The organism is Bartonella sp. AA56HLJMS (assembly GCF_042197145.1).
GTDB lineage: Bacteria > Pseudomonadota > Alphaproteobacteria > Rhizobiales > Rhizobiaceae > Bartonella.
The window spans coordinates 1-13,453 of sequence record NZ_JBHIRL010000004.1 but is presented as its reverse complement, the minus strand read 5'-3'; the positions used below and the strand labels follow the sequence as shown (position 1 = coordinate 13,453).

Here is a 13,453-nt window from a genome sequence, read left to right as displayed (position 1 = left end):
ATATCGCTGTGTATACACAAATATTTTTTGTGTTATGACGGAAAAGAAAAAATATGTATTATAGGTCTTTTTATGGAAAGATTGCTTGAAATTTTAAAGCTTTATAAGTGAAAGATATGTCGAATCATAAAACATATTTGATGCCTGAACTTCAACATAAACATACTATTGCGGTTTCTTCCCAAGAATATCGAGATGCCATGAGTCTTTTTGCAGGAGCTGTGCATATTGTGACAACAAATGGTATTAAGGGAAGACGTGGGGTGACTGTTTCGGCGTGTTGTTCTTTATCTGATGATCCTCCAACCCTTCTTGTTTGTCTCATGCGTCATAATTTAAAGAATCAGGTGTTTATGGAGAATGGAAATTTTTGTGTTAATAGCTTGGCAGGAAAACATCGCTCATTAGCGGATGTTTTTTCGAGGCGTTGCAATTCTACACAAAATGAGCGTTTTGATGTTGCTCAATGGGGAGCTTTGCAAACGGGGGCGCCTAGTCTTTCAGATGCTCTAGCGTCGTTTGATTGTCGTTTGATTTGTTGGCACGAACACGCAACCCATTGTGTTTTGATTGGTGAGGTTGTTGCAATCAACTGTAATAAAGAAAAAGATGCTTTGATGTATTTGAAACGTGAATATCACACTTTGCCTTTATAAAGATTTTATTTTTTGCATTGATGAAATGATTTATTGTTGCTTCATTTAGATTTTAAACAATGTAGAGAGTAGGGGAGGGATGGCTCTGATTTCCTTCTTTTTAAAGTTTTTCAATAAGCGAGAAAAATGATTCTGGATGAGATTTGATCAAGAATTCAATCTACATAAAAAAGCGATCAAACCTAAACAGTGCATTTAGATATATTCGTCGATTGTTATGAAAAAACATTTTACTCTTGTGTTGATGGGTATTGCACAATATATAGACCGCACATAGCATATGTGGAGGTTTTTTATTGCATGAGCGAAGAGATTGATGGTCAATATCGCCCTAGTGAAGATGAGCCTTTTATGAATGAGCGGCAAAAGGCGTATTTTCGTGCTAAATTGGTTTCTTGGAAGAATGATATATTAAAAGAAGCTCGTGAGACTTTGGAAAATTTGCAGGAAGAGAATGTTGGTCAGCCCGATTTGACTGATCGGGCTTCTTGTGAAACTGATCGTACAATCGAATTACGTGCTCGTGATCGTCAGAGGAAACTTATTTCAAAAATAGATGCTGCTTTAGAGCGCATTGATAATGGGACATACGGTTTTTGTGAAGAAACCGGCGAACCCATTAGTATCAAGCGTCTTGAGGCTCGGCCGATAGCCGTTTTGTCATTGGAAGCGCAAGAACGTCACGAACGACGTGAAAGAGTTTATCGCGATGATTAAGGTTATTGAGATGATAAACAAATGAAATTCGTGGTGATGAAATTGTATATTTTTATTTTTGAGGGATAGGAATGAATAAAGATGGTTCTTGCCGCCCCTCAATTTCGGCGGTGATGGCTGAATCTTTTATCCCTTCATTCGTAAAAGGAGAGGGACTTTTATCCGATACATCGTTTCTTTCTGGAGGGGCGGAACTTAGATGTGTGTCTGTTTCTCTTTTTTGTATTTTTGATGTACCAGTAATATCGGATTCTACAACCACATCTGTTAATCCGCCAATAAGGAGCAAATGTTCTTTATTATCGCAACGGACTAAAACAAGGCGGCGTGCTCGATCTATAGAAATTACTTCACATAATGCTAATCGTGATAGACTTTTTTTTCTATTAATGCTGTATCTTCCTGTACTTAAGCGACGTAAAAACACGATAATTACGGTAATAGCTGCGATTGTTATTATAAAAAGCAAAAAGCTTATCGTTATGTTTGCAGCAGATACACCTATCTGCTCTGATAACCAGATATACATAGATTTTCTCCCATTTTGGATGGAAATATTATTTTTTATTGAGATAAATTTATAAACATACCCTCAAAAGATTCACTTATAATGTAAGAAATAAACTTTTGAATATTAAGCGAGCTTATCTTAGATAATATCATAGTATATACTTTATAACAACATAACAACGAATATAAAGGAAGTTTGTGACATAAGAAATAGCTATAAGCTAAGGCAAAGAGAGATGGATAAAGATTTTCAGAATAATGAAAGATCAGCGTCTTCGTTTCACCGGAGAGTTGTGATTTTTGGTATTGTTTTTGTATTAGGTTTTCTTTTCATTGTGGGTATTTTAGGTTTTTTTTATCCACAAAACTATTTGCAACAGGTGATATCAATATCTTTTTTGATTCTAGCAATGATCGGTGTTGCAACACTCGTTTTGTGTGGAATGGGAATTTTAAGATATCATGTGTGGTCGCATGAAGATTTTGATTTTAGCATCTTTAATAGGAGCGATGATGCAATTGTAATCTCTGATCTTTCTGGTTTTGTTTATTATTCTAATCAAAACTATCGAAAAATTCTGACCTATAAGCCTGAAGTGTCTTGTTATAGGGTTATAGCGGATCTGCCAGGAGCTGGTGCACTCTCGTATCGCTTAAAGGTTGCAGCCTGTAATAATCTTGCAGCGCAAGAGGAATTGAGAGTAGAACAGCCAATTTTTACTGATTCTACACCAAAAAAATCTGTTTGGTATAATATTTCCATTCAACCTATCAAAAAACAGAAAAAAAAGCTTTTATTTTGGCGTATTGCTGATATTTCGCACTTACAACAAACGCGAGAAGTTTTTTTCTCGAACCTTCAAGAGGCTATCAATCACTTGGATCAAGCTTCTATTGGTTTTGTATCCGTTAATAGACAAGGAACTATTCTTTATGCCAATGCGACTTTTGCAGAATGGTTTTCAATTGATTTAGCGAATTTCTCAATTGGTCAATATAATTTTGATTCGTTATTTGATAGCGTTGGCGCTAAGAGCTCATGGAGTGATATCTGTTTACAAACCAACAGATATCAAAGTTCAGGTTACTCTTTACCCTATAGGTTTTCGTTATGTTTAAATTCACACACGACTTGTGAGAAAATATTCCATTGTCTTATATCTGTTTCTTCTCTCTTAGAAGAGGAAGCCATTTATCGTGTTGTGATCATTCCACAACAAATACAAAAAGAAGAGGATGATCAATTAAAATTACCCAGTATATTAGAAGAATATTTTGATGCGAGTCCTTTTGCAATAGCCGTGGTGGATCATGCAGGGCAATTGGTTCATATGAATAAAGCTTTTTCATCACTCACGGGATGTATGGACAAAGCTGTCAATTTTTATGATGTTATTTCTCGTCGTGATTGTGTGCAGTTAGAGCGTTCTTTTCAGAGAATTGCGACAAATAAAAATTATTTTGTTTCTCTAGAAACTGTTTTAGAAAAAAATGAAGAATGCCATTTACGGCTCCATATTATGTCTGTACCGCCCTATCACGGTGATGCATTGCAAAATTTGCTTATTATCTCTGTCATTGAAACAACCGAACAAAAAACTCTTGAAGATAAAATGATGCAAAGTCAGAAGATGCAAGCTGTAGGACAATTGGCTGGCGGCATTGCTCATGATTTTAATAATGTTTTAACAGCAATTTTAATGTCGTGTGATCTTCTTTTAAATACGCATCGTAGTTCTGATCCTGCTCATGCTGATCTGATCAATATTAAAAACAATGCTAATCGTGCAGCTGCTCTTGTCCAGCAATTATTAGCTTTTTCTAGAAAGCAAACACTTCGACCTGAAGAAGTCGATTTTACTGAATTTTTATCAGATATCCGCAATCTTATTTTACCACTTTTGGGGAATAATATTCAGTTAAAAATTATCCATGGAAGAGATTTGTGGAGCGTTGAAGTTGATCAAGCATCTTTTCAGCGTGTTATTATGAATTTGGTTATTAATGCGCGTGATGCCATGTTAGATGGAGGTATTGTTACGATTGCGACAAATAATATTACAAAGCAACAAAGTGCTGAATTTAATCATCTTGGATTAGCAATTGGCGAGTATGTGCAATTGACTATTTCAGATACAGGGGCTGGTATATCTGCTGCTATACAAGAAAAAATGTTTGAGCCATTTTTTACAACAAAAGAAGTTGGAAAAGGAACAGGACTTGGTTTATCAATGGTTTATGGAATTATCAAGCAGAGCGGTGGGTATATTTATTGTGAAAGTAAAGAAGGTGAAGGAGCAACATTTCATATTTTTCTTCCCCGTTATATCCCCAATATAAAAGGAGAAATTTCTCAAAAGATTGAAAAAGATGAAGAGAAAGATAAAAATATAGACTTAACAGGATCTGCGACTGTTTTATTAGTTGAAGATGAAGATGCGGTCAGAATGGGGGGGGTAAGAGCTCTTCAAATGAGAGGATATACGGTTTTAGAGGCAGCAAGTGGGGTGGAAGCACTCTCTATTCTTGAGGAACAAAAAGGAGAAGTTGATATTATTGTTTCCGATGTGGTGATGCCAGAAATGGATGGGCCAACTTTATTGAAGGAAGTCCGTAAAAACTATCCTGATATCAAATTTCTTTTCGTTTCTGGATATGCAAAAGATGCCTTTGCTAAAAATCTTCCACAAGATGCTGTTTTTGGTTTTTTATCTAAACCTTTTACACTCAAACAGTTAGCTGTAACAGTTAAAGAAACACTTTCGTCATAAACAAAAATTTATGCAATAGAAAATTGCGTATTTTAAGATTTTTTAGGCGAAATACGAGAGTATTTTGATAAATAGAGCTTATGATAATGTCATAGAATTGAATAAAGAAGAAAAATTTTAAAAATGAACTAAAATTCAAAAAATTACATATTTTGTGCAAAAATTTATGAAGAGATGGACTCTATTATGTCAATATTTCATAGAGATTTTCAATTGTAGATACTGAGCAAAAACTATGTGTAAAGCATTGAAATATGCTGATTAATAGATTGTTGATACACTCAAAAAGATAAAAGCTGTTGTTGCGTATCGACCATTTTGCTCTTCCCTTCAATAAATGCTTTTAAGGCTTCGGGATAGAGTTTATGCTCTGCTTTAAGAACTCTTTGTGCTAAGCACTCAGCAGTATCATGGGGATAGACTGGAACGGCTGCTTGGGCAAGGATTTTTCCTGCATCCATGTCTTCTGTAACAAGGTGAACAGTGCAACCCGTGATTTTTACACCTGCTTGTAAAGCTTTTTCATGTGTGTTTAAGCCTTTAAATGAAGGCAAAAGAGAAGGATGAATATTTAGAATTCGTCCTTCATAAAGTTTTACAAAACGTGGTGAGATAAGGCGCATATACCCTGCAAAGCAGAGAAAATCCGGTTTATATTGATTTAAAATTGTAAAAATATTTTCTTCATGCTCTTCTTTTGTTTTGTAAATTTTACGATCAACAATATGAATAGGTAAGTTATGGTTTTGCGCTTTTTCAATACCGTTGGCACGCGGATTATCGCAAATAACCGCGACGATTTCAGCAGGATATGCCGTTTGTTGGCTAGCTTGAGCAAGGGCGACCATATTGGATCCATTACCAGAAATGAAAACGACGATTTGTTTTTTCATAAATGCAGTACCCCTTTATAAAGTATTCCTTTATTTTGATCTTGGCATTTTGTTAAAATGCCAAGGGGAGTTACAGTCTCTCCTTTTCTTTCAAGAGCTTGTGTAATTGTTTCAGCTGCATGCTGTGCTACGATAATGATCATGCCAATACCACAATTAAATGTTCTTAACATTTCTGTTTCTTCTATTTTACCTTGTTTGGCAATCCATGAAAATACTGCTGGAACATTGATGCTAGAAAGATTAATTTCAGCGCAGAGAGAGGATGGAAGGACACGTGGAATATTTTCAGGAAAACCTCCACCCGTAATATGAGCAAGAGCTTTAATCCCTTCATATTTTCGCATGATGGGAAGAAGCGATTTTACATAAATGCGTGTTGGTGTAAGAAGTGCTATACCAAGGCTGCTTTCGGGGGAAAAAGGGGCAGGGTCATTCCATTTGAGATAATTTTGCTGGATGATTCGTCGAACAAGCGAAAAGCCATTGGAATGAATTCCAGAGGCGCTTAGACCTAATATAATATCACCTTCTGTCAAATCTTTTGAAGGGAGTAGCTTGCTACGTTCGCATGCTCCAACAGCAAAACCAGCTAGATCATAATCTCCCTCTGCATACATTCCTGGCATTTCTGCAGTTTCTCCTCCAATAAGGGCAGCACCGGCTTGTTTACATCCTTCTGCAATACCGGAAACAATCGCAGCTCCTTGTTCAGGGTCAAGCTTTCCAGTTGCAAAATAATCCAGAAAAAAGAGAGGTTCAGCCCCTTGTACGAGTAAATCATTGACACACATAGCTACAAGATCAATACCTACAGTGTTATGGTGACCTACTTCAATGGCAATTTTTAATTTTGTTCCCACACCATCATTGGCTGCTACTAGGATAGGATCCGTAAAGCCTGCTGCTTTTAAATCAAAAAGTCCACCAAAACCGCCAATTTCTGCATCTGTTCCGGCTCGTTTTGTTGCGCGTATAAAGGGTTTAATTTTTTCTACCATGGCATTACCCATATCGATGTTTACACCGGCTTTTGCGTAGGTAAGACCAGCTTTGGATTTATCCCCAGCCTTGGATTTATTATTTGTAAGATCTTGATTGCTCATTGGAGCCTTCCTTTAATGGAAAATCAGGTTTTGATATTATGCAATGCCATGATAGAGTTCTCTCTGCAAGAGATATTGATAAGAAAATAAGCAACTTTTCTTGTACCTTATTTTGAAGTTGTTTATAATTTTTTGTGAAGAATTTTTTAGGATATTTTATGAGCAAGATATCAGATAATCACGGACAGTCCTCTTGGCAGCTTATGAGAAAGAAAGTGAGTGAGAATACATCTCGTGATCGTTATAAGACTTATGTGCCAGCGTATACTCAATTACCTTTGCCGAATAATATGAAAAGACAAATCTTTTTTTGGCTTGGTACGCTGATTTTTTTCATTCTTTTTATGTTTGTTTTTGGATCAATTTTGCTTCCTTTTGTGGCAGGGATTGTGTTGGCTTATTTTCTCAATCCCATTGTTCAATTACTTGAAAAATTTGGTATTCGTCGTGTGTTTGGGACTGTCCTTATCACCCTATTTATTGTTATTACCTTTGTTGCTGCTTTAATTATTTTGATTCCTGTTATTAGTTGGCAAATACAGCAATTTATGAGTGATGGTTTACCTGTTTACATTAATCGTATTCAAACCTTTTTTGTTGAGCATGATTTTGATTGGTTAAGGCGCTATTTTGGAAGTGATCCAAATGAATTACGGAATAATATTAAAGGATTTTTGGGAGAAGGTTCGGATTTTATTACGTCTCTTTTGAATTCACTTTTAAAGTCAGGAAAATCAATCGTTAATATCGTTAGCCTATTTGTTGTGGCACCTGTGGTGGCATTTTATATGTTATTAGATTGGCCACGTATGGTAACAGCAATCGATTCGTTAATACCGCGTGATCATCTTGAAACTGTTCGTAGTATTTTTCATGAAATGGATAGAGCTATTGCAGGCTTTGTTCGTGGACAAGGAACAGTTTGTCTCATATTGGGAGGCTATTATGCTATTGGTTTAACGATTGCAGGACTCAATTTTAGTCTTTTGATTGGTATGTTTATTGGTCTTATTAGCTTTGTTCCTTATATCGGCACAATGAGTGGCTTGGTCCTTTCTGTTGGTATTGCATGGGTCCAGTTTTATCCCAATAATTGGGGGGGAATCATCGTTGTGATGGCACTTTTTTTAATTGGTCAGTTTATTGAAGGTTATATCCTTCAACCCAAGCTTGTAGGTTCATCAGTGGGATTACATCCCGTATGGTTGATGTTTTCACTTTTTGCTTTTTCTTCACTCTTTGGTTTTACTGGTATGCTTGTTGCTATTCCTGCGGCAGCGGCTGTTGGCGTTTTAGTTCGTTTTGCTCTTCATACTTATCTGAGTTCTCAGATGTATTCGAGAAGCGGAAATTCGGAGCCGCTAAAATGAATGGGCGTGAAACGCAATTATCTTTAAATTTTCCTTATGATCCGATTTTTCAATTTGAGGATTTAGTGGTAACGGAAAGCAATCGTATGGCTTTTCAGCTTATTGATCACTGGCCCAATTGGAGCTTACCTATTGCAGTTTTGGTTGGTAAAGAAGGCTCTGGAAAAACGCACTTTTCTAATATATGGCTCCAAAAAGCAGATGCTTTCAGGATTCAGCACAATGAAATTGATCAGGCTATTACTATGGCTTCTTTAGGCAGATCATTTTTAATAGAGGATATTGATGCAGGTGAAATCAATGAGACAGAACTTTTTCATTTAATTAACAGTATTAAGCAAGCAAATCTTGATGCACGACAAGCTACTTTATTGATGACGGCACGAACACTTCCTTCCGCTTGGAATTTAATGTTAAATGATCTAAAAAGTCGTCTTAATTCGGTAATGTTCGTTGAAATTAATCAGCCTGATGATGCATTGTTAACAGCTGTTGCATTTAAGCTTTTTTCAGATAGGCAACTTATTGTACATCCAGATACGGTTTATTATCTTGTAAGTCGTTGTGAACGTTCTTTATTTTCATTGAAGCGTGTTATTGATTCTGTTGATCAGTTGGCATTACAAAGAAAAAGAAAAATAACACGTGCTGTTATTGCTGAAGTTTTGAATAGAAGAATTTCGTAAATACTCCTTATCATGGCTTACTTATTCTGTCCTTCTACTATCGTTTCAATACGTGGAAAGACAAGTCATTTAAATTTTCTCCTTTTTGGATATCTATATAAGAGTAAAAAATAATATTTTTTGCTTTTGTCATGTGTTTATTTTAAATAGCTTTGAGATTTTATTGTATGATGTTGAATTCTTTCCATCTTCGCATTTGAAAATTTTTCTAAAAAGAGCGCTTTATTTTATTTATAATGAAATCTTTGTGCTTTGAAAAAATGTTTGTTGTTTATGGATTTGGATTGTAGAAGATTCTAGAATTTTTAATAAAAGAGTCCTTGGGAAGATAGAAAAAGAGAGGAAAAAGCTTAATACAGCTGAATTTTTTGGCTTATGTGCTCTTTGGAAAAGTTTTTCTATGATATTTAAGTCGTTTTTTTCTAAAATTGTATCTGTGGAATGCATTTTGATACAGTGAGAGCTTGCTTAAAAAAGGACAAAAATTATGAAGTCCTTATAGAGAAATTCATTCTTTTTTAATATAGATTGGATTTTCTACGGAGGTTATTTTCTACTACTTGTTAATAAATCTGTTATTGAGTAGGGAAAAAAATTTAAAAATGTGCTTTTTTGTAAAGAAATGCAACAAAATTAAAAAAAAGTGTGTTTTTCTCTTGCACTTCTGTTGTGAAAATTTTAGGAAATGTGCATCAAGTAAATGTAAATGGCGGAGCGTAGCGCAGCCTGGTAGCGCACCTGATTTGGGATCAGGGGGTCGTAGGTTCGAATCCTATCGCTCCGACCATATTTGATTGAGTGTGTGAGAATGACCCAATTGGGTACGTGTGGTGAGAAACTATCATTCAAGCGTTGTGTAATCTGAAGGAAAAAGGCATGATCGCACGTATTTATAGTCCTGCTAAGACAGCTATGCAGTCAGGTAAGGGGAATACAGGTTTTTGGATTCTAGAGTATGAGCCGGTGAAAGCGAAAATGCTTGAACCTCTTATGGGGTACACGGCAACGTCTGATATGAATAATCAGGTAAGAATCCGATTTAATAGGAAGGAAGAAGCGATTGCTTTTGCGCGTAAGAATGCTATCTCTTACCGTGTAGAAAAGAAACATACGTCGATTCGACGTGCTATTTCTTATTCTGATAATTTTCGCAGTGATCGGCAGCATTCTTGGACACATTGAATTAAAGATGCTATTTTGAATTGAGAAAATAATCAGTTGGGTCCCGTAGCTCAGCTGGATAGAGCAACGGCCTTCTAAGCCGTGGGTCACAGGTTCGAATCCTGTCGGGATCACCATGTTTAAATGATATTAATAGGCTATAAAAAGTTAGAGAGTTTTCCTTTTATTCTATTAGCTTATTTTTCTTTAAACTCCCGAACCTTTTTGATGTTTTTTGGTTGATTTTGTTGCTAAACGTTTTCTGTTGACTGTTTTAGTATAAAATGATGCTGTTTTCTCTTTTTTCAGTAAAAATTGCTTTTGATTGCTGAAACTTTAGCATTGCATATTCTTGCCGCGTGTTGCTACTATATCACATGCTTTAGGAAACAGATTACAAAAACTCTTTTTTATGAGCTTCTTTTTATCTTTCTGAAAATGAATATTTTATTTCTTAGATTAGATTTAAGCATTGCGGCTAGTGCTGGTGAAATTGCCAAAAAACATCTATTGTGATTTTTTTATTTTTTATGAATAATATTATTACGTTTTTTAGCATGATCTTTGGTAAGATCGATTTTGATTAGATACAAGGCATGATGGATTCGATTTAGAACAGTTTATGAAACATTGAAGAATAAAAACGATATCTGTTTATGATGAGAATTTACAGATGGCACAAGAGGTGGAAAATATCTTCTTGTCTTGGAAGCTGTGATTCATAACGAATTACTTCTTTATAGTTTTTTCGTATAAAAAGATGTTATATGTGCCGTCCAGATAAGATATTGTTTTTTCAATGAGAGACACTTGCGGACAATTTGATTTAACATGATTGTCACTGTTTCTCAGGTAGGGTTATAGGTTTCATCAATGTTTAGGTTTTCTTAGTCTTATAGGTTTAAGAATGTATACTGTATATTTATATGAATGAAGATAGATTGTATCTTAGAGTTAAATTTTTAGATTTCATATTTACATTTTCAAATGTTTTTTCTTATTTCTTTATAGTTTGTACATCATGTGAAAAGTATTTTAATATTGGATAATAATCACATTAAAATGTTATGCAGATGAGCTCTGAAGATCTAAACTCATACGGTTCAAGGTGATCATTATTTCAATAAGAATACAGTGTGAGGAGAATGCCATTTTACAGGCTTTGTTTTAAGAGATATCTCTTAAAGCTCACTTCACGCTGGCGCTCATAAATGGTACAATGATAAATCCATTGAGCTCCATCATATTTACATTTATGAAGAAACAAACTGACATTATCATACACTTTGCCTATTTTCCAGCCCCCGATGTTGCGATAGATTTTAGCACTTGAGGTAGTTATCGGCATTTTTGTGCTTTTTTATACAATTTTTACTTAATACTAATTCCTCTTATGACGTGTAAGAGAGACGGCTTTGTTTAATTCAATATAAATAGGTTTGAAATGAGAAAACATTGCGATATTCGGATTTCTCATTCAACATGGCAAACAATAAAACATGATTATAAATCAAATGTATTTTTAGAATGAAAAAATTTGCTTTTATCGTGTTTTTTACTCTTTTTAATATTTTATTATAATCTGTAATTGGTAAACTCAAAATACAGCTCTAAGGTTAAGTGTTTTATATCTATCGAAGTGACTGTGGTTATATCTAACTGTTTGGACAACAAGTTGTATACCAATAGACATGAAAGAATTAAGAAAAACAGGGGATAGATCAGGAAACAAACAATATTTTTTAGAACGGAAGCCTATGCTTGTGGAAAGAATTTTAAAATCAAACTTCTAATCTGTTGCAAAATGAGGCTGTTATTACGTTTGTGATACTTTTAGATGGCTTCCCCTAAGAGGCGCTATTAGAACGTAAAAAATATTAGAAACACTCCGTAAAGTATGCCCTTTGTAGAGGCATGTTGCACAATCTTATTTCCGAATCTTTATTTACGCATCCCGTACCTTGGAAGAATACGATAATTCAATAATTTATTTATACTATAAAGTTGAATGGTGGGCGTGACAGGCAAATAAAAAGCAAGTAAAATAAAATAGTTATGTCTAATATAAGGGAATAGGTGAATCTTGATTCTATTGAGTTTTTTTGCCTCTATCCCTCATCTTTTTGAAGCTTTTTTATGGCTTCAAGAGAGAGTTTTTTACGGTCTGCGCTCTTTGTGTAAAGAGATGCCATAGCATCATTTGTCCAGCCAAAAATTGCTTTGAGTTGTGATACTGTTGCACCAGAATTAGCTGCGCGTGTTGCTGCTAATTTTCTTAAGCCATGTGCTGATTTTTTGATTCCCGCTACGTTACAAGCCTCACGAAAAAGGTTGCCAAAACTTTCTTTAACTAGTTTTTTACCTTCTTTACCACAAATGAATGTTTCTTCTCCAATAGGACCAGTTTCAAGCGTTTTGGCTAATTCCGGTAAAATAGGTAGAAAGACATCTGTTTGGAATTTACTTTTCTCTGTTTTGAGATGAATAATATTGTCTTTGACATCTTTCCAGCCAATGCGAACCGCATCACCACGACGTAAGCCCGTATACAGAAGAATATCAATCCAAACGCGTTCATGGGTACCATGGGACCATCTTTGATAATATTTCTCAACATCTTCTTCTGTCCAAACAGCAAACCCATCTTTGTTATGAAGGGCTGGTCTTTTAACACCTAAGGCTGGATTATTTTCTAAAAGACCTTGGTCAATCGCCCAATTAAAAAGCCCATTAAGGGCTTTCAGAAAGTTTCTAGCCATTGCTGGTGTTTCTTTGCGTCGTTCAACGCCGGCTATGATATGTTTCTTTTCAATTGCTTTGTATGGAATGTTTCCTATGGTATCACATACCTTCATAAGGATGAGTTCTTTTTGTTTTTTTGTAGCTTTAGTGTAGCTATGCCAATTAGAGCTGTTAAAGTATTGTTTAAGCAGCCATGCAAATGACCCTTCAATCAGTTTGCCGATTTTCGGTTTTGGAGGGATTATGCCTTGTAATTCGGCAAGTGCGCTTTTGTAGTTGTCAACAAACTCTTGTGTTCCATAAGTTCCGCGTATTCTAATACGTTTTCCATGACCAATACGTACATACCATACGATTTTGCCATGTTGGGTAATTTGTTTAACGAGATGAGGGGGGCGTGGTTTTGGCATGATCAATTTTACATCTTAGAGAGTGCGATTTCGTAATATTCATTCTTTGACAAATCTAAAAGTTTGTCTGGGTGTGCTGTTGAGTTTGGTATTGGAATATCTGCTTTCAGATAGATAAGCAGTTCACCGGTAGGTTTGATTTCTATGAGTTCGCATTTTTGCTTTTTTGCTTCTCTTAAAGCTCGTGCAATGTCTGCTTGCGTTATGATAGCTTTACGAGGCGCCATATCTTTTCTCCTACATTGAGACGCAATTTACCCATTTCGTGAATCACGCATGACTTAAAAGTTGTTATGAAAGGGCGGGGGTGCTTGTAGATATGCGGGGAACAAAACACCCCCATAAGGTTAAGCGGCTTTTGTTGAGAGTTGTTTTATCTCTCGTTCTATCTCTGCTAAAAAGGTTTCAACAGCTTGATTGATCTGTTCAAT

11 protein-coding genes, 2 tRNA genes and 1 pseudogene are annotated in these 13,453 nt (G+C 35.4%); 8 read left to right on the top strand and 6 right to left on the bottom strand.

The features are described from left to right. The first annotated feature begins 116 nt into the window (after positions 1–116). On the top strand, positions 117–656 hold the full coding sequence (locus ACFINI_RS03245) for a flavin reductase (protein ID WP_375611549.1): 540 nt from the start codon (positions 117–119) through the stop codon (positions 654–656). Positions 657–956: 300 nt separating this feature from the next. Next, positions 957–1,373, top strand: coding sequence for an RNA polymerase-binding protein DksA (dksA, locus tag ACFINI_RS03240; RefSeq protein ID WP_015856486.1), 417 nt, complete (start codon positions 957–959; stop codon positions 1,371–1,373). Between the two features lie 52 nt (positions 1,374–1,425). Here dksA and ACFINI_RS03235 read toward each other — a convergent pair whose 3' ends face one another. Continuing rightward, a complete protein-coding gene (locus ACFINI_RS03235) occupies positions 1,426–1,902 on the bottom strand; it encodes a hypothetical protein (protein WP_375645752.1) in 477 nt (158 codons plus the stop codon). Positions 1,903–2,119: 217 nt separating this feature from the next. On the opposite strand from ACFINI_RS03235, the gene ACFINI_RS03230 reads away from it, so the two are divergent. Continuing rightward, positions 2,120–4,654 carry a response regulator gene (locus tag ACFINI_RS03230; protein WP_375645747.1) on the top strand — a complete coding sequence of 845 codons (2,535 nt, stop codon included), beginning with the start codon at positions 2,120–2,122 and terminating at the stop codon, positions 4,652–4,654. Between the two features lie 281 nt (positions 4,655–4,935). Here the strand turns inward: ACFINI_RS03230 and purN are convergent, their stop codons facing one another. After that, complete coding sequence (gene purN / locus ACFINI_RS03225) at positions 4,936–5,547, bottom strand: phosphoribosylglycinamide formyltransferase (protein ID WP_375613082.1); 612 nt, start codon at positions 5,545–5,547, stop codon at positions 4,936–4,938. Next, positions 5,544–6,653, bottom strand: a complete 1,110-nt coding sequence (gene purM, locus ACFINI_RS03220) for a phosphoribosylformylglycinamidine cyclo-ligase (protein ID WP_375613081.1) — start codon at positions 6,651–6,653, stop codon at positions 5,544–5,546. Before purM ends, purN begins: the two co-directional genes overlap by 4 nt. A 158-nt stretch (positions 6,654–6,811) precedes the next feature. On the opposite strand from purM, the gene ACFINI_RS03215 reads away from it, so the two are divergent. The 5 genes from ACFINI_RS03215 to ACFINI_RS03195 all read left to right on the top strand — a co-directional run bounded on the left by ACFINI_RS03215 (position 6,812) and on the right by ACFINI_RS03195 (position 10,007). After that, positions 6,812–8,023, top strand: a complete 1,212-nt coding sequence (locus ACFINI_RS03215) for an AI-2E family transporter (protein ID WP_375613080.1) — start codon at positions 6,812–6,814, stop codon at positions 8,021–8,023. Further along, positions 8,020–8,709: a DnaA regulatory inactivator HdaA gene (gene hdaA, locus ACFINI_RS03210; RefSeq protein WP_375645744.1), complete on the top strand. Its 690-nt coding sequence runs from the start codon at positions 8,020–8,022 to the stop codon at positions 8,707–8,709. Before ACFINI_RS03215 ends, hdaA begins: the two co-directional genes overlap by 4 nt. Before the next feature lie 710 nt (positions 8,710–9,419). Then, positions 9,420–9,496: transfer RNA gene (locus ACFINI_RS03205), tRNA-Pro, on the top strand. An 89-nt stretch (positions 9,497–9,585) separates the two neighbouring features. After that, positions 9,586–9,891: an ETC complex I subunit gene (locus ACFINI_RS03200; RefSeq protein WP_273791168.1), complete on the top strand. Its 306-nt coding sequence runs from the start codon at positions 9,586–9,588 to the stop codon at positions 9,889–9,891. A 39-nt stretch (positions 9,892–9,930) separates the two neighbouring features. Then, positions 9,931–10,007 (top strand) — tRNA-Arg (locus tag ACFINI_RS03195). A 1,971-nt stretch (positions 10,008–11,978) separates the two neighbouring features. On the opposite strand, the gene ACFINI_RS03190 is transcribed toward ACFINI_RS03195, so the two are convergent. The 3 genes and pseudogenes from ACFINI_RS03190 to ACFINI_RS03180 all read right to left on the bottom strand — a co-directional run. After that, positions 11,979–13,022: a tyrosine-type recombinase/integrase gene (locus tag ACFINI_RS03190; RefSeq protein ID WP_375645738.1), complete on the bottom strand. Its 1,044-nt coding sequence runs from the start codon at positions 13,020–13,022 to the stop codon at positions 11,979–11,981. Between the two features lie 8 nt (positions 13,023–13,030). Continuing rightward, positions 13,031–13,249 carry a hypothetical protein gene (locus tag ACFINI_RS03185; RefSeq protein WP_375643864.1) on the bottom strand — a complete coding sequence of 73 codons (219 nt, stop codon included), beginning with the start codon at positions 13,247–13,249 and terminating at the stop codon, positions 13,031–13,033. Positions 13,250–13,369: 120 nt separating this feature from the next. Continuing rightward, positions 13,370–13,453: pseudogene (locus tag ACFINI_RS03180) on the bottom strand (exonuclease); the annotation flags it as partial.